The following is a 16,451-nucleotide window of genomic DNA, read 5'->3' on the forward strand; positions in this document are numbered from 1 at the left end:
ATGGGCTTACCTAGTGTCGCGCCATTGTTTACGGATGCCCCCATGACTGACGACGATCGCATCAAACTCGAACCCAGCTGGAAAGCCGCACTGCGCGCTGAATTCGACCAGCCCTACATGCATCAACTGCGCGAGTTCCTGCGCAGCGAGCGGGCCGCCGGGAAGGAAATCTACCCGCCAGGGCCGCTGATCTTCAATGCGCTCAACTCGACACCGCTGGATCAGGTGAAGGTGGTCATACTCGGCCAGGACCCCTATCACGGGCCGGGGCAGGCGCACGGCCTGTGTTTCTCGGTGCAGCCGGGCGTGGCCACGCCGCCGTCGCTGGTCAATATCTACAAGGAATTGCAGCGCGACCTGAACATCCCGATCGCCAGCCACGGCTACCTGCAGAGCTGGGCCGAGCAGGGCGTCCTGCTGCTCAACACCACCATGACTGTGGAGCGTGCCAATGCCGCGTCGCATGCCAAGAAGGGTTGGGAGTTGTTTACCGATCGGGTGATCCAGGTGGTCAGCGAGCAGTGCCCGAACGTGGTGTTCCTGTTGTGGGGGGCGCATGCGCAAAGCAAGCAGAAGCTGATCGACGGAACCAAGCACCTGGTGCTGAAGTCGGTGCATCCGTCGCCGTTGTCCGCTTACCGCGGGTTTCTGGGGTGTGGGCATTTCAGCCGGGCCAACAGCTTCCTGGAGCAGCGGGGGCTTGTGCCCATTGACTGGGCACTGCCCCCGTTGTGAAAAACCCAGTGGGGTACGTGATTGCTCAGGGGGTCATGCTGATACGTGGCTCGCCGCTTTGGCCAATTGCAACACCCCGCGCATGGTTCTGGCGCACATACGCAACCAAGGCCTCCACGTCGGAGATGCCAGCGTCCTGACGTTGCCTTCCTTCCTTGAGCGTGGTCAAACCACCGCCACCATCGGCCAGGAACAGATTGCTGACCACCCGGTAATAGGTCGATGGTTCAACGCGTTTACCGTCGAGACGTACACTTTCCTCGACAACCCGGCTGCCAGCCGGCCGTGATCCATCCCATTCATAATGGAAACCTTTGGATACTTGCAGTGGATTGAAATTGCCCCTGTTCCATTGAAGGTTGAGCAGTTCAATGATCTGCTTGCCTGTCAGCTCCTGAACCACCAGTGGGTTATCGAACGGTTGTACGGCGAATAACTGTTCGTAGGTCAGGTCACTGTTGGCAGGCTGTATAAGATCACTTCGCAACCCACCCAGATTGAGGAAGGCAATCTGTGTCTGAAATGCCTGGGTCATGGCCAGTTGGGCATCCGTGACGAAGTTCCCCAAGGTGGTTTCACCGGCGGCATTTACTTTGCGGTTAAGCTCTGCTGTGGCGATGCGGCCTATGGGTTCGAGCAATTTTTCCCCGGAGCGGTGACGCACTTCTTCCAGCAAGCTGGTCAACTTGGCATTCGGCACGTAAGCCTGCGGGTCTACCGGAAGATTGCGGGCGGTGATGGTTTTGACGTTATGGGTTCCTGGCGTTACCTCCAACTTCAACTGGGTCATGAAGTGGCCGTATTTGCCAGCCTGGGTAATGCTCAGGTCACCGACCTTGCATTGATAGCTGGCATGCGAATGGCCGCTGATCACGGCATCTACTGCGGGATCCAGCCGTTTCGCCACGTTTACGATTGCGCCATCCAGCTGGCTGCAATCCTGCTTGTCGAACGGCTCGGAGGTATGTCCCCCCTGGTGCATGACTGCAATGATTGCATTGACGCCTTTGGCTTTCAGCTCCGGAATCACTTCATTGATGGCGTGCGCTTCATCCGTGGCTTTGAGCCCTGCGAATGCTCTCGCCGAGACCACTTTTTCCATGTTCCGCGGCACTGCACCGACAAACGCTATCTTGACGCCTTTTACCTCCTGGATATGGTAGGCCGGCAGCAAGCGTTTGCCCGTCGTGGTATCGATCAGGTTGGAGGCTATGTAAGGGAAGCCACTTCCTGGAAAGGTGCCGCGGAACTTGCACGCCTTTTCCGGGCGCGTTGATTCGCATCCTCCGTGAATCTGGCGGAGGAACTCCGCCTTGCCGGCATCCAGTTCGTGGTTCCCGGATGAGCTGACAATCATGCCCATCGAGTTCAGGGCCTCAAGCACTGGCTCGTCAGCCCAGAGCGCTGAAGTTGCGGGGCTGCCCCCTATCAGGTCGCCCGCCCCAATGAACAGCAGTTCGGGGTCTTGCTTTCGCAGTTCATCGAGCATGGCGCCGAGTGTGGCAATGCCGCCATAAGTCAGGCGGGTAACGCCCTGCGCGCTGGGGTAGTCTTGAGGGTTGGGTTCCATGTAACCATGAAGATCATTGATGGCGACCACGTTGATCTGGACGGGTGCAGGTGACTCTGCGGCAAGACTGCCTCCACTGAAGGCAAGGCAAGCCCAGGCAATGGCCGAGCGACAGTTGCAAGAAAGACGGACCTTCATCATTACCTCTTGAGTGCCGGGAAGTGTGTGGGTTTGCCGCCGATGAGGGCAGCAAACCGACTCTATTCACCCAGGCACTGGGCAAGTGGTAACTATCTATTTTCAGGGGGCTTGCAGCGCGATTACCTGTTATCCCACAAGCGGAAAAGCGGTTCTGCGAGAAACAACACCAAGATCAACCGCATCACCTGCAGCGCCGTCACCAGCGGCACTGACAATTGCAACGTTTCGGCCGTGAGGCTCATTTCGGCGATACCTCCAGGCATCATGCCCAGGGTAAGCGAACGAAGGTCCAGCGCTGTCATCTCACTCAACACCCACGCGGCACTGCCGGCAATGGCCATGCACAGTGCCGTGGCCAGCAGCGTGCGGGCCAGAAACGACGGGGCCCGGCGGAAGAATGCGCGGTTGAAGTGACAGGCCAGGCCGCTGCCGATCAGCCACTGGCCGATCTGGCTGGCGCCATTGGGCAGGGCGATCTGCAGTTTAGCGGCCAGGCTGACGGTGGCCGCCACCAGTAATGGCCCGAACAGCCAGGGGTTGGGTTGGCGCAACCGTTGCCAAAGGAATGCCACGGCGATGCCGAGCGGAGTGATCACCCCCAGCCAGCCCCAGCTGACGCTACCGGCGTGATTGAGCGGCACCCCGTCACCCAGCAGAAACTTGAACAGCGCGGGCACGCACAGCACCACCGCCAGTACCCGCAGGCTCTGCGCCGCCGCCACCTGGCTGAGCACTGCACCGTTACGGGCCCCCAGGTTGACCATCTCACCCGAGCCTCCAGGCATGCTGGCGAAGAATGCCGTGGCGCGGTCTTCACCGGTGCGCCGTAGCAGCCACACGCTGATTACGCTGGACAGGGTGGTGAACAGGGCGCCGAAGAGGATCAGCGCAAAATGGCTGCCCACCTGTTCGATCACCGCTGGCGTAAAGTGCAGGCCAATGCCGATGCCGATGATGCACTGCCCGCATTTGCGGCCGTTGGGGATCTCCGGCAGTTGCCAAGGTGTCAGGCAGCGCACCAGTATGATCGCCAGCAGCGAGCCCACCATCCATGGCAAAGGCCAGCCGACCTTGCTGGCGAGGTAACCGCCAGCAAGCCCGACCAGCCCGGTTGCGACAAACAGCGGCAACGGTCTATCAGGCATCGGCCAGGGCCCGACGCTGCAGGCTGCGTTTGCGCCAGATGCGCAGCAGCGGCAGGGTAAGCATCAACACCACCAGCGCCCATACGCCCATGCTGATCGGGCTCGACCAGAGGATGCCCAGTTCACCGTTGGAGATCGACAGTGCGCGGCGCAGGTTCTGCTCCATCAGCCCGCCCAGGATGAAGCCGAGCAGGATCGGCGACAGCGGGAAGTCCAGCTTGCGCAGGATGTAACCCATGATGCCGATGCCGACCATCAGGAACAGGTCGAAGGTGGTGGCATGCACGGCGTATACGCCGATGGCCGTGATGATGGCGATCACCGGCACCAGCGCCCAGTTCGGCACGGCGAGGATACGGGTGAAGATGCGGATCATCGGAATGTTGAGGATCACCAGCATGATGTTGGCGATGAACAGCGAAGCGATCAGGCCCCAGACAATGTCCGGCTGCTGTTCGAACAGCATTGGGCCGGGGGTGATGTTGTACAGGGTCAGGGCGCCTATCATCACTGCGGTAGTGCCAGAGCCAGGTACCCCCAGGGTCAACATCGGGACCAGCGCGCCACAGCAGGACGCGCCGATGGCGGTTTCCGGGGCTGCCAGGCCACGGGCATCGCCCTTGCCGAACTTGCCGCTTTCCCCAGCCAGGCGTTTCTCGGTCATGTAGGCCACGGCGCTCGCCAGCGTTGCACCGGCGCCAGGCAGAACGCCCATGATGAAACCGAGCAGGCCGCAGCGGATGTTGACCACAAATACCGAAGCCGCTTCCTTGAAGTTGAACAGCATGCGCCCGGTCGCTTTTACCGCCTGGTGACCATGGTGGGTCTTTTCCAGCAGCAACAGGATTTCACTGATGGAGAACAGGCCCAGCACCAGCACCACGAACTGGATACCGTCGGCCAGGTGCACGCTGTCACCGGTGAAGCGGTAAACGCCGCTGTTGGCATCGATGCCCACGGCCGACAGGAACAGGCCGATCAGGGCGGCAATGAAGGTTTTCAACGGTTTGTCACCCGCCATGCCGCCCAGGGCGACAATGGCGAACACCATCAGTACGAAGTATTCCGCCGGCCCGAAGGCGATGGCCCATTTCGCCAGCAGCGGGGCGAACAGCACCATGCCGCAGGTGGCGATGAAGGCGCCGATGAACGAGCTCCAGGCCGACAGCGACAGCGCAACGCCTGCCAGGCCTTGGCGAGCCATCGGGTAGCCGTCCAGGGTGGTCATCACGGTCGAGGCTTCGCCCGGGATGTTCAGCAGGATCGAGCTGATACGTCCGCCGTATTCGCAGCCCAGGTACACCGCGGCCAGCAGGATCAGCGCCGACTCTGGCGGCAGGCCCAGGGCGAAGGCGATGGGGATCAGCAGGGCCACGCCGTTGATCGGGCCCAGGCCCGGCAGCAGGCCGACCACAGTGCCGATCAGGGTGCCGGAGAGGGCGGTGACCAGGTTGTAAGGGGACAGGGCAACGCCGAAGCCCTGGCCCAGGTAGCTCAAGGTATCCATGTGTCAGTTCTCCAGTACGCTGAGCAGGCCAAGGGGCAGGGGCACGTCCATCACGCGGTCGAACAGCCAGTAGAGAAGCAGGCTCATGCCGGCTACCACGATGGCGCTCTGCAGCCAGCGGCCGCCATACAACCGGGCCATGGGCAGGCCGACCAGGATGGCGCTGAGGATGAAGCCCAGGGCTTCGAAGGTGGCCGCGAAGACGATCAGCAGGCCTACGCAGGCGGTGATCTTGGTCAGGGTTTCGCGGTCCAGTTCCGGTTCGTCGTCCTTGCGCACGATGGGCGTGGGGCGGAACACCAGGTACAAGAGGCCCAGGCTCATGAGGCCAAGCATCAGCAGTGGGTAGGCGCGCGGGCCTACCGGTTCATAGGAAAACGCCGCCTGGTAGGGCCAGGCCATCACGGCCAGGGCGGCGCACACCGCCAGCAGGGCCAGGGCGAAGATGCGTTGCAGGATCATTGGGGAATCCTCGTTGGGATTGCTCAAGTGAGATGCAAGTCCTGTAGGAGCGGCCTTGTGTCGCGATGGGCCGCACAGCGGCCCCTGGCACAGCCGATACGATGCTTCGGGCACATCGCATCGGCAGGTTTAGCGGCCGCTTCGCGCCCGATCGCGACACAAGGCCGCTCCCACAGGGGTGGTGGTGAATCCGACAGGCTTACTGGATCAGGCCAAATTCCCTGGCCAGTGCCTTGTAGTCGGCCACTTGCTTCTTCACGTAGCCGTCCAGCTCTTCGCCGGTCATGGCGAACGGGAACAGCTCGCGCTGGTCACGCAGCTTGGCGAAGTCTTCCGAAGCCAGCATCTTGTCGAACGAAGCCTTCCACCAGGCATAGTCCTCGTCGCTCACCTTTGGCCCAAGGTAGAAGCCGCGCACTACCGGCCAGACGATGTCGTAGCCTTGCTCCTTGGCGGTGGGGATGTCTTTCATCTCGGGCTCGTCCAGGCGGTTTTGCGAAAACACTGCAAGGATGCGCATGTTGCCGCTCTGAATGTGCGGCATGGAGTCGGAAATGTCGGTAGAGCCGACCTGGATGTGACCGCCCAGCAGCGCCGTGGCAATTTCGCCACCGCCTTCCAGGGCCACGTAGCGCAGGTCACGCGGGTTGATGCCGGCAGCCTTGGCGATCAAGGCAGTCTGCATCCAGTCCTGGCTGCCGACGGTGCCGCCAGAGCCGATCACCACCTTGCTCGGGTCTTTTTTCAATGCCGCGACCAGGTCGTCGAGGGTCTTGTAGGGCGAGTCGCTTTTCACGGCGATGGCGCCGTAGCTGGTGCCGACAGCCGCCAGCCACTTCACTGCGTTTTCGTCGAAGCGGCCGAACTTGCCTTGGGCCAGGTTCAGCAGTGAGCCGCTCGACCAGGCCACCAGGGTACCGGCATCGGCCGGGCGTTGGGCGACCACGGCGTTGTAGGCCACCGCGCCAACACCGCCGGGCATGTAGGTGACGCGCATGGGTTTGCTGAGGATCTTTTCCTGCACCAGGGCGCTTTGCACCAGCTTGCAGGTCAGGTCGAAGCCACCGCCCGGCGAGGCGGGGGCGATGCATTCAGGGCGTTTCGGTTCGGCGGCCAGAGCGTTGCCGGCCAACAGCAGGCAGCCGGTAGCGAGAACGAGGCGGCGCAGTGAAAAGGTCATCGTCTATCTCCGTGAGCGTTGTTGTTATTGGATTACCGCTATGGGGTTACCACAGCGCCACGCTGTAGCTGACCAACAGCCTCACTTCGTCCGCGTCGCGGGCGAAGTTGGAGCGGAAGGTGGCGTTGCGCAGGCGCACGGCGACGTTCTTCAACGGGCCGCTTTGTACCACGTACTTCAGTTCGGTGTTGCGTTCCCACTCTTTGCCTTCACCACCGGTCGCGCGGCTGACATTGTCACCGCTGATGTAGCGGGTCATGAAGGTCAGGCCGGGTACGCCGAGCGCGGCAAAGTTGTAGTCGTAACGCGCCTGCCAGGAACGCTCGTCGGCACCGGCGAAGTCGTTGATCTGGACGAAGTTGACCAGGTACGGGTCGGCGCCATCGACATACGGGAAGGCGCTGTCGCCCGACAGCTGCTGCCAGGCAGCGCTGACCTTGTGCCCGCCCAGGGCGTAGCTGAGCATGCCGTTGATGGTGGTGTTGTCGATGTTGCCGGCCTTGGCAGCGCCAGCATCGTCGCTCACCGCCAGGCGCAGGTCGGCACCGAAGGTGCCCGGGCCCCAGGGTTGGGTGGCGACCATGCCGATAAAGTGCTGGCGGTAGATATCGTCGAGCTGGGCGAAGTGGTAGCTGCCAGTGATGCGGTCGGTGAACTGGTAGTCCAGGCCGCCCAGGGTCAGGTTGTCGGCGCTGAAAGTGCCACCGAAGCGGCCATTCTTGTTGTTCAGCGCCAGGTCTTCCCAGTTGGTGTCGTTGCGGTCCTTGGCCTTGTCCAGGCGCCCGCCGGTGAAGGTCAGGCCCTTGATTTCCCTGGACGTGAGCAGGCCGCCTTCGAAGGTTTGCGGCAGGATGCGCCCGTCGTTGGGCTGAAGAGTCGGCAGTTCAGGGATCAGGGTGCCGATTTTCAGCTCGGTCTGGGAGAGCTTTACTTTGCCGGTCAGGCCCAGCTTGGAGTATTCGTCGGCGGCCTTGCCGTCATCGTGGGTCGGCAGCAGGCCGGTATCGGTGCGGTCGGGGCTGGAGTCGAGCTTGACGCCGAGCATGCCCAATGCGTCCAGGCCAAAGCCTACGGTGCCATCGGTATAGCCGGACTCAAAATTGAGGATGAAGCCCTGGGCCCACTCGTCGCGCTTGGATTGTTGCGCGCTGGTACCGTCGCGAAAGTCGCGGTTGAAGTACATGTTGCGGGTTTCGAAGGTGGCCGTGCTGTCTTCGAAGAAGGCGGCCTGGCTCATCGGGGCGACACCGGCAAGCGCGAGGGCGCTGGCGATGGCTGAGGGGCGTGCGGCAAAGGAACGGGTAGGCGTGAACGCCTGCGGCTGCGATGACAGCATCGTCGATGACTCCGTTTATTGTTCTTATTTGTTGCACCTTGCTGGTGCTTTTTTCGGCGCGAGGAGCGACCGTGGTGCGATGCTAGGCAACGAACCTTTCGCTAACCTTTCAGTGAGAAAGGTTTGTTACAAGGGGCTTCACAGGCCTGAGGACAGCGGTACACTCCGCGCCACCGCCCCACCCGAGCAGGGAGAAACCGATGCGTGTGCTGCTGGTCGAAGACCACCTGCAACTGGCCGAAAGCGTGGCCCAGGCCTTGAAAAGCCACGGCCTGACCGTGGATGTGCTGCATGACGGCGTGGCTGCCGACCTGGCTCTGGCCAGTGAGGAGTACGCCGTGGTTGTGCTGGATGTCGGCTTGCCGCGCATGGATGGCTTCGAGGTGCTGGCGCGCCTGCGTGGCCGTGGCAAGACCGTGCCGGTGCTGATGCTGACGGCGCGCAGTGACGTCAAGGACCGGGTCCATGGCCTTAACCTTGGCGCCGACGACTACCTGGCCAAACCGTTCGAGTTGACCGAGCTGGAAGCACGGGTCAAGGCCCTGCTGCGCCGCAGTGTGCTTGGTGGCGAGCGTCAGCAACGCTGCGGGCCGCTGGTTTACGACCTGGATACCCGGCGCTTCACCCTCGGTGACGACAACCTGACCCTGACCTCGCGTGAGCAAAGCGTGCTGGAAGCGCTGATCGCCCGCCCGGGCCGGGTGATGAGCAAGGAGCAGTTGGCGGCGCAGGTGTTTGGCCTGGACGAAGAGGCCAGCCCCGACGCCATCGAAATCTATATCCACCGCTTGCGCAAGAAGCTCGACGGCCACCCGGTGGCCATCGTCACCTTCCGCGGCCTGGGCTACCTGCTAGAGCACCGCGATGCGTGACAACGGCAGCCTGCGCGGGCGCTTGCTGGGTAATCTGGCGCTGCTGCTGGTAGTGCTGATGCTGGCCAGCGGCCTGAGCGCTTACTGGAATGGCCGCGAGGCCGCCGACACTGCCTACGACCGCACCCTGCTGGCCTCGGCGCGGACCATCGCCGCCGGCCTGTCGCAGCGTGACGGTTCGCTGAGCGCGGATGTGCCCTACGTGGCGCTGGACACCTTCGCCTACGACAGTGCCGGGCGTATCTACTACCAGGTACTGGACATCAAGCAGCGGCTGATTTCCGGCTATGAGAACCTGCCGCCGCCGCCGCCAGGCACCCCACGCACCGATGACTACCCGGCCCTGGCACGGTTCTACAACGCCACCTACCTTGGTCAGGACGTACGGGTGGTCAGCCTGCTGAAGGCAGTGAGCGAGCCCAACATGAACGGCATGGCGGAGATCCGCGTAGCCGAAACCGAGGAAGCGCGGGTGCGCATGGCCCGTGGGCTGATGGCCGATACCCTGCTGCGTTTGGGCATGCTGGCGCTGGGCGCGCTGGTGATGGTGTGGTTTGCCGTGAGCGCGGCGTTGCGGCCGCTGGAGCGCCTGCGCACGGCGGTGGAGGAGCGCCAACCGGATGATTTGCGGGCCTTGCCGGTGGTGCAGGTGCAGCGCGAGCTGAGCCCGTTGGTGCGAGCCTTGAACCACTTTACCGAGCGCTTGCGCGGCCAGTTCGAGCGCCAGGCGCAGTTCATCGCCGACGCCGCCCATGAACTGCGTACGCCGCTGGCAGCCCTGAAGGCGCGGGTCGAGTTGGGGTTGCGCTCGTCCGAGCCGCAGGAGTGGCGGCAGACCTTGGAATCTGCCGCCCAGGGCACCGACAAGCTGACCCACCTCGCCAACCAGCTGTTGTCATTGGCGCGGGTCGAGAACGGTGCACGGGCAATTGCCGAAGGCGGTGCGCAGCGCCTGGACCTGAGCCAGCTGGCCCGTGAGCTGGGCATGGCCATGGCGCCCCTGGCGCACAAGCGCGGGGTGGCGCTGGCCCTGGAGGCCGAGGCCCCCGTATGGCTCAAGGGTGAACCGACGCTGCTCAACGAGCTGTTGAGCAACCTGGTGGACAATGCCCTGGCGCATACGCCGGCGGGGGGCAATGTGATTTTGCGGGTGGTGGCGCCGGCTGTGCTGGAGGTAGAGGATGATGGGCCAGGTATTCCCGAGGCTGAGCGCGAGCGGGTGTTCGAGCGGTTTTACCGGCGCAGTGCGCAGGGTAGCGGGCTTGGCCTGGCGATTGTCGGCGAGATCTGCCGGGCGCATCTGGCGCAGGTGAGCCTGCATGATGGCGAGAAGGGCGGGTTGCGGGTACGAGTGAGTTTTATCGCCGATTGATGTGTTGATTCCGCTGGCCCTATCGCCGGCAAGCCAGCTCCCACAGGACACCGCATGGCTTGAGGTCAAGGCAGTCGAAGTGGGAGCTGGCTTGCCGGCGATAGGGCCCGGGCAGGCTGACACAGCTCAGCGCAACATACTGCGCGCCTCAAGCAGTTCATCCACTTCCAGCTCGGTACCAAAAGGCAACCTCAGGTGGCGGTACGCGGGCAGTGCCGCCAACGGACGTTGACGACCACGCTGGCTGATACAGCGGGCGATCTGCACGATGTCGATGTAGTCGACCTTGTCGGTCTGCCGGTCCAGGTCCTGAACCTGGCTCGGCAAATTGATCAACTGCTCCGGAAACTCCCAGGCCTTGAGAATCTTGTCCCCCAGTACCGGCTGGATCTGCTCGATCACGTAATGCAGGCAAACCGGGTCGGACAACAGCTCGTTGTGCTCTTCGGCATAGATCAGCACTGGCAGCGCACCGATCTGGTTGACCAGCCCGCCCAAGGTGGCCTGTTCAGGCTTGAGCTGGGTATAGCGGCGACAAATTTCGTAGCTGATGCCTGCCACTTCCAGGCTGTTGGTCCAGATCTCGCGAAGCTTCTGTTCAACCGCCGGTGAGCGTGCATGGAAAATCTGCTCGATCACCAAACCAATGGCCAGGTTGCAGCTGTAGTTGATGCCCAGTCGCGTGATGGCGGTATGCAGGTCGGTCACCTCGACCGCCGCACGCAGCAGTGGGCTGTTGACTACCTTGATCAGGCGCGCTGAAAGGGCCGCATCCCGACCAATCACCTTGCTCAGGGCCGCTACGCTGATCTCGCTGTCTTCCGCTGCCTCGCGGATGCTCAAGGCAACCTCGGGCAGGGTTGGCAGGACCAGGTCATCCTTTTCGATGGCATCGAGCAACTGTGCTTGAACCATCTCGGCCAGCTTGTTCATTGACGTGTCTACCGCAGTGGTGGTGCGGCCCCGCCACGGGGGCGGGGCAGGCTGGTCAGCGCTGGATTTCCCGGTCGCGGTCCAGTTCGTAAGGCAGGGTCAGCACCTGCAGGCGTGGGCCTTCGAGGCTGCCCAGGTGCAGGTTGTCGTCTTCCACCGCGTCGGCGCTGAGCACCGCGAGCAGTTCGCAGCCAGCACCGTTGCCGGCGGCAATGACTACTTCACCGACCGCCGAGCCGTGGGTGGGCGAGAAGATCGCGGCACCCGGGGCCGGGATGGCCTGCTGGTCCAGTGCCAGTCGGTACTGGCGGCGCTTGAGCTTGCCCAGGTACTGCATGCGGGCGACGATTTCCTGACCGGTGTAGCAGCCTTTCTTGAAGCTGACGCCGTCGACGGCCTGCAGGTTGATCATCTGCGGGATGAACAGCTCACGGGTCGGTCCCATGACCTGGCCGATACCGGCACGAATCTGGCCTAGCAGCCATTCGTTGAGGCTGCCTTCAGGCAGGGCGCTGGCGAGGGCCTGGCGTACCGTGTCGGCATTGTCCGCCGGTACCCACAACTCCACACGTCCTGCGGACACGGCAATGGCGATCAGGCCTTCATGGCGCACGGTACTGCCGGCGTTTGCAGGCACGTCGAGCCCAAGCGCCTGTAGCGCAGCGTCACCGCCTTGCAGCCCGAAGCGTGCCCAGGCGGCGCTTTCGTCGGTCAGCGTGGCCTTGGAGAACACAGCGTACTTTTTCAGGTCGGCCAGTTGCGCCTCTAGCAGTTCGCTGGCCATGGCCAGCAGGTAACCGTTGCCTTCGGGCAAGATGCGAAAGCTCGACTGCATGCGCCCCTTGACCATGCAGCGGGCGCCGAGGCTGGAATGTTCCTGGCTGAGGTAGGTGATGTTGCAGGTCAGCTGGCCTTGCAGGAACTTGCCTGCATCGGAGCCGCGGACGGCGAGGATGCCCTCGTGGGACAGGGGGCAGAAGAAAGCGGAATCGGCCATGGGTCATCGCGGTGGCTTAAAGACTGGCGGCCATCATAGAACGCCGGTAACAAAATAGGTAGGTGACTAGACCAACGCCCGGTGTCGCCATGCTCGCCTGCCTGTATACTGGCGGGCCATTCGAGGAGGGCCCCATGGTCGAACAAACTGAACTCAACCGGCTTTTCTGGCATAGCCGCCGCGGCATGCTGGAACTGGACGTACTGCTGGTGCCTTTCACCCAGGAAGTCTACTCCACCCTCAACGAGACCGATCGCCAACTGTACGTGCGTCTGTTGAGCTGCGAGGACCAGGACATGTTCGGCTGGTTCATGGAGCGCACCGAGTCCGAAGACCCGGAGCTGCAACGCATGGTCCGCATCATCCTGGACCGTGTCCAGCCCAAGTGAGTGTTTCGAGTGCCGCTGGCAAGGCTCGCGCCTGCTGCTAGCGGCCTACCTGGGTTGCCAGGTGCTGGCGTGGCTTGCCGTGTGGGCGAGCCCGTTGCCTGATTGGCTTTCCTTTTCTGTTGTCGCCGCCTGTATCGCCCACGCTGGCTGGGCCATTCCCCGACGAATCCTGTTAACCCATGAGCATGCCGTTGTTGGGCTGCGCCGTGATGTGCGCGGCTGGCAGGTGTTCTGCCGTGCCCGTGGCTGGCAACCGGTGCGGTTGTGCCGGGACAGCGTGGCGTTGCCGCGGCTGGTGGTGTTGCGCTTTGAGCGGGCGGGGCGATGGATGGGGCAGAGCCAGTGCATACCGCAGGATGCGCTGGGGGGGGATGAGCATCGGCGCCTGCGGGTGCGGTTGAAGTTCAGCCGACGGCGCTGGGCAACGACAGCGGTGGGGTAGGGCCGAGAGGTGTTCGCCGTGGCAGGTTCAGAGCCCGGGAGACCGAGCGCAGCTCGCGATGCGCCGCGCGGGCGGCGCTCGATCTCACACACGCTGCACATTTCAGAGTGGGCTGAGGATGGTGTCCTTGGCCTCGTCCAGCATCCCCGGGTAATCCAGTGTGTAATGCAACCCACGGCTTTCCTTGCGCTGCATGGCTGACAGAATCATCAGTTCGGCCACCTGCGCCAGGTTGCGCAGTTCGATCAGGTCGCGGCTGACCTTGTAGTTGCTGTAGAACTCGTCGATTTCGTCCAGCAGCAGGCGAATGCGGTGTTGGGCCCGCTGCAGGCGCTTGCTGGTGCGCACAATACCCACGTAGTCCCACATGAACCGCCGCAGCTCATCCCAGTTGTGCGCGATGATCACATCCTCGTCCGAGTCGGTGACCTGGCTGGCATCCCACCCTGGCAGGGCCTTGGGCATTGTCACGTGTTCAAGGTGCGCCTGGATGTCGGCAGCGGCGGCGCGGCCATAGACAAAGCATTCCAGCAGCGAGTTGCTGGCCATACGGTTGGCGCCGTGCAGGCCGGTGAAGCTGGTTTCGCCGATGGCGTACAACCCTGGCACGTCTGTGTGACCGCGGTCGTCGACCATCACCCCGCCGCAGGTGTAGTGCGCCGCCGGTACGACCGGGATCGGCTGGCGGGTGATATCGATGCCAAAGGCCAGGCAGCGTTCGTACACGGTGGGGAAGTGGCCCATGATGAAATCGGCCGGCTTGTGGGTAATGTCCAGGTACACGCAGTCCACGCCCAGGCGTTTCATCTCGTGGTCGATGGCGCGGGCCACAATGTCGCGCGGGGCAAGCTCTTCGCGCGGGTCGAAGCGTGGCATGAAGCGCTCGCCATTGGGCAGGCGCAGCAGCGCACCTTCACCGCGCAGGGCTTCGGTAATCAGGAAGCTTTTGGCCTGTGGGTGATACAGGCAGGTCGGATGAAACTGGTTGAATTCCAGGTTCGCCACCCGGCAGCCCGCACGCCAGGCCATGGCGATGCCATCACCACAGGCGCCATCGGGGTTGCTGGTGTACAGGTAGACCTTTGCTGCACCGCCGGTGGCCAGTACGGTGAAGCGCGCGCCGAAGGTGTCCACCTCACCGGTGTTGCGGTCGAGCACGTAGGCGCCCAGGCAGCGCTCGCCCGGCAGGCCCAGGCGACGTTCGGTGATCAGGTCGACCGCCACGCGCTGCTCCAGCAACTGGATGTTCGGGCGCCGGCGGGCCTGTTCCAGCAGCGTGGTGAAAATGGCTGCGCCAGTGGCGTCGGCGGCGTGGATGATACGCCGATGGCTATGGCCGCCCTCGCGGGTGAGGTGGAACTCGAAGCCTCCATCGTCAACGCTGGAGTGCTCGTCGCGGGTAAAGGGCACACCTTGCTCGATCAGCCACTGGATCGCTTCGCGGCTGTGTTCGACGGTGAAACGCACCGCCTCTTCATGGCACAGACCGCCGCCGGCATTGAGGGTGTCCTCGACATGCGACTGCACGGTATCGGTGTTGTCCAGTACTGCCGCGACCCCGCCCTGGGCCCAGAAGGTCGAGCCGTTGGCCAGGTCGCCCTTGCTGAGGACGGCAACACGCAGGTGGCTGGGGAGGTTCAGTGCCAGGCTGAGACCGGCGGCACCGCTGCCGATCACCAGGACATCATGTTGGAATTGTTGGCTCATGTCGGGACACTAGTAATCTTTAGAGGGGGCGCGGCACAATAGTCACGCGCAGATGGCATTGTGAAACTATCGTTAAACTTGGCCAGGTTGCCTTTATAGCAGCCCGAGGTGGCCAATTTCCATGCCACTTGGCCACTTACCGAGGCGCGCGGCAACCTTTGTGGGAACTTTCCGACATGGCCGGAAATCCTATGAAGGTTGCCCGCACGTCACAATTTGTCGAGGCGACGCGGGGCGGCAAGACCTGTTCGGGTTGTCCCTGCGTATTCGAAACCTGATTATCGACGTAGCCGGCCGTGCCCGCGCCGCGTCTTCCGTGCAAGCCGACCAAGGGCTGCAGGAAACTTGCTTGGAGGGGAGAACTTTTGCGAAAAGCCCGAGTCTATGGTTGCAAGCCTGATCGATGGCTGTTGCAACGCTCCTTCGAGTTCACTGAGGAGTGTTCATGCTAACCCAGGAAGAGGATCAGCAGCTTGTCGAGCGCGTTCAGCGTGGTGACAGGCGAGCTTTCGATCTGTTGGTGCTGAAGTATCAGCACAAGATTCTCGGGTTGATCGTGCGGTTCGTTCACGATACCCACGAGGCCCAGGATGTCGCACAGGAAGCCTTTATCAAGGCCTATCGTGCGCTTGGCAATTTCCGCGGTGACAGTGCGTTTTATACCTGGCTGTACCGCATCGCCATCAACACGGCGAAGAACTACCTGGTGTCCCGTGGAAGACGGCCACCAGACAGTGATGTGAGCTCTGAGGATGCGGAGTTTTACGACGGCGATCATGGCCTCAAGGATCTCGAGTCCCCAGAGCGCTCGTTGTTGCGGGATGAAATCGAAGGCACTGTCCATCGCACCATCCAGCAACTGCCCGAAGACCTGCGTACGGCATTGACCCTGCGCGAGTTTGACGGGCTGAGTTACGAAGACATTGCCAGTGTCATGCAATGTCCGGTGGGTACCGTGCGCTCTCGAATCTTCCGCGCTCGGGAGGCCATAGACAAAGCCCTGCAGCCGTTGTTGCAGGAAACCTGAGACAGCGGCGACAGCCAAGAGAGGAACCGCCATGAGTCGTGAAGCTTTGCAGGAATCGCTGTCCGCGGTAATGGATAACGAAGCGGACGAACTGGAACTGCGTCGGGTGCTGAGCGCCGTAGACGATGCTGAAACCCGTGCCACCTGGTCGCGTTACCAGGTAGCCCGTGCAGCCATGCACAAGGAGCTGCTGCTGCCCAACCTGGATATCGCCTCGGCGGTGTCTGCGGCGCTGGCTGACGAAGCCGTACCGGCCAAGGTCAACAAGGGGCCATGGCGCAGCGTCGCTCGTCTGGCGGTTGCCGCCTCGGTCACCGTTGCGGTGCTGGCAGGCGTGCGGATGTACAACCAGGATGAAATCACCGGCGCCGAGCTGGCTGCGCAGCAGCCTGCGCAACAAGGCCTGAGCATGCCACAAACTCAGGGCCCTGCTGTTTTGGCAGGCTATAGTGAAAGCAGTGAGCAACCGACCGGGCCGATGGCTAACGGCGTGCTGCAAAACCAGGCCGGCTGGGATCAGCGTCTGCCGGGCTATCTGCGCCAGCATGCACAGGAGTCCGCGCTCAAGGGTACTGAAACTGCCCTGCCGTATGCCCGTGCCGCCAGCATGGAAAACCCCGCTAAATAAGGAGGATC

16 protein-coding genes are annotated in these 16,451 nt (G+C 62.7%); 7 read left to right on the forward strand and 9 right to left on the reverse strand.

Annotation, left to right across the window (positions count from 1 at the left end; translation table 11 throughout):
- Positions 1-42 precede the first annotated feature (42 nt).
- Positions 43-735 (forward strand): uracil-DNA glycosylase, encoded by a 693-nt coding sequence (ung, locus tag AC07XM_RS01385; protein WP_016488844.1) that lies wholly within the window; start codon positions 43-45, stop codon positions 733-735.
- A gap of 25 nt (positions 736-760) precedes the next feature.
- Here the strand turns inward: ung and AC07XM_RS01390 are convergent, their stop codons facing one another.
- The 6 genes from AC07XM_RS01390 to AC07XM_RS01415 all read right to left on the reverse strand — a co-directional run bounded on the left by AC07XM_RS01390 (position 761) and on the right by AC07XM_RS01415 (position 8,076).
- Positions 761-2,443 carry a bifunctional metallophosphatase/5'-nucleotidase gene (locus AC07XM_RS01390; RefSeq protein ID WP_060519977.1) on the reverse strand — a complete coding sequence of 561 codons (1,683 nt, stop codon included), beginning with the start codon at positions 2,441-2,443 and terminating at the stop codon, positions 761-763.
- Positions 2,444-2,565: 122 nt separating this feature from the next.
- Positions 2,566-3,591: an AbrB family transcriptional regulator gene (locus AC07XM_RS01395; RefSeq protein WP_102688910.1), complete on the reverse strand. Its 1,026-nt coding sequence runs from the start codon at positions 3,589-3,591 to the stop codon at positions 2,566-2,568.
- Positions 3,584-5,098: a tripartite tricarboxylate transporter permease gene (locus AC07XM_RS01400; protein WP_016488841.1), complete on the reverse strand. Its 1,515-nt coding sequence runs from the start codon at positions 5,096-5,098 to the stop codon at positions 3,584-3,586. The genes AC07XM_RS01395 and AC07XM_RS01400 overlap by 8 nt, the downstream gene beginning before the upstream one ends.
- Before the next feature lie 3 nt (positions 5,099-5,101).
- Positions 5,102-5,560: a tripartite tricarboxylate transporter TctB family protein gene (locus tag AC07XM_RS01405; RefSeq protein ID WP_016488840.1), complete on the reverse strand. Its 459-nt coding sequence runs from the start codon at positions 5,558-5,560 to the stop codon at positions 5,102-5,104.
- A gap of 199 nt (positions 5,561-5,759) precedes the next feature.
- Positions 5,760-6,740 (reverse strand): Bug family tripartite tricarboxylate transporter substrate binding protein, encoded by a 981-nt coding sequence (locus AC07XM_RS01410; RefSeq protein WP_070086523.1) that lies wholly within the window; start codon positions 6,738-6,740, stop codon positions 5,760-5,762.
- A gap of 46 nt (positions 6,741-6,786) precedes the next feature.
- Entirely contained in the window at positions 6,787-8,076 is a 1,290-nt protein-coding gene (locus AC07XM_RS01415) for an OprD family porin (protein ID WP_016488838.1), read from the reverse strand.
- 200 nt (positions 8,077-8,276) lie between these two features.
- Here AC07XM_RS01415 and AC07XM_RS01420 point away from each other — a divergent pair, with 200 nt between their 5' ends.
- The gene (locus tag AC07XM_RS01420) at positions 8,277-8,948 is read left to right on the forward strand and encodes a response regulator (protein WP_016488837.1); all 672 of its coding nucleotides are present in this window, start codon (positions 8,277-8,279) and stop codon (positions 8,946-8,948) included.
- Complete coding sequence (locus tag AC07XM_RS01425) at positions 8,941-10,320, forward strand: sensor histidine kinase (protein ID WP_016488836.1); 1,380 nt, start codon at positions 8,941-8,943, stop codon at positions 10,318-10,320. Before AC07XM_RS01420 ends, AC07XM_RS01425 begins: the two co-directional genes overlap by 8 nt.
- A 126-nt stretch (positions 10,321-10,446) precedes the next feature.
- Here AC07XM_RS01425 and AC07XM_RS01430 read toward each other — a convergent pair whose 3' ends face one another.
- Positions 10,447-11,253, reverse strand: coding sequence for an HDOD domain-containing protein (locus AC07XM_RS01430; protein WP_016488835.1), 807 nt, complete (start codon positions 11,251-11,253; stop codon positions 10,447-10,449).
- Positions 11,254-11,308: 55 nt separating this feature from the next.
- A complete protein-coding gene (gene ygfZ / locus AC07XM_RS01435) occupies positions 11,309-12,250 on the reverse strand; it encodes a CAF17-like 4Fe-4S cluster assembly/insertion protein YgfZ (RefSeq protein ID WP_016488834.1) in 942 nt (313 codons plus the stop codon).
- Between the two features lie 134 nt (positions 12,251-12,384).
- Between ygfZ and AC07XM_RS01440 the strand changes: the two genes are divergently transcribed.
- Both AC07XM_RS01440 and AC07XM_RS01445 read left to right on the forward strand, forming a co-directional pair.
- The gene (locus tag AC07XM_RS01440; protein ID WP_016488833.1) at positions 12,385-12,639 is read left to right on the forward strand and encodes an FAD assembly factor SdhE; all 255 of its coding nucleotides are present in this window, start codon (positions 12,385-12,387) and stop codon (positions 12,637-12,639) included.
- The gene (locus AC07XM_RS01445; protein WP_016488832.1) at positions 12,623-13,081 is read left to right on the forward strand and encodes a protein YgfX; all 459 of its coding nucleotides are present in this window, start codon (positions 12,623-12,625) and stop codon (positions 13,079-13,081) included. Before AC07XM_RS01440 ends, AC07XM_RS01445 begins: the two co-directional genes overlap by 17 nt.
- 102 nt (positions 13,082-13,183) lie before the next feature.
- Here AC07XM_RS01445 and nadB read toward each other — a convergent pair whose 3' ends face one another.
- Positions 13,184-14,788: an L-aspartate oxidase gene (gene nadB / locus AC07XM_RS01450; RefSeq protein ID WP_023047119.1), complete on the reverse strand. Its 1,605-nt coding sequence runs from the start codon at positions 14,786-14,788 to the stop codon at positions 13,184-13,186.
- Between the two features lie 445 nt (positions 14,789-15,233).
- Between nadB and rpoE the strand changes: the two genes are divergently transcribed.
- Together rpoE and AC07XM_RS01460 are read left to right on the forward strand one after the other, a co-directional pair.
- A complete protein-coding gene (gene rpoE / locus AC07XM_RS01455) occupies positions 15,234-15,815 on the forward strand; it encodes an RNA polymerase sigma factor RpoE/AlgU (protein ID WP_003252049.1) in 582 nt (193 codons plus the stop codon).
- Between the two features lie 31 nt (positions 15,816-15,846).
- Positions 15,847-16,443 carry a sigma-E factor negative regulatory protein gene (locus AC07XM_RS01460; RefSeq protein ID WP_016488830.1) on the forward strand — a complete coding sequence of 199 codons (597 nt, stop codon included), beginning with the start codon at positions 15,847-15,849 and terminating at the stop codon, positions 16,441-16,443.
- Positions 16,444-16,451 lie beyond the last annotated feature (8 nt).

Source organism: Pseudomonas sp. GW460-LB5, assembly GCF_059423245.1.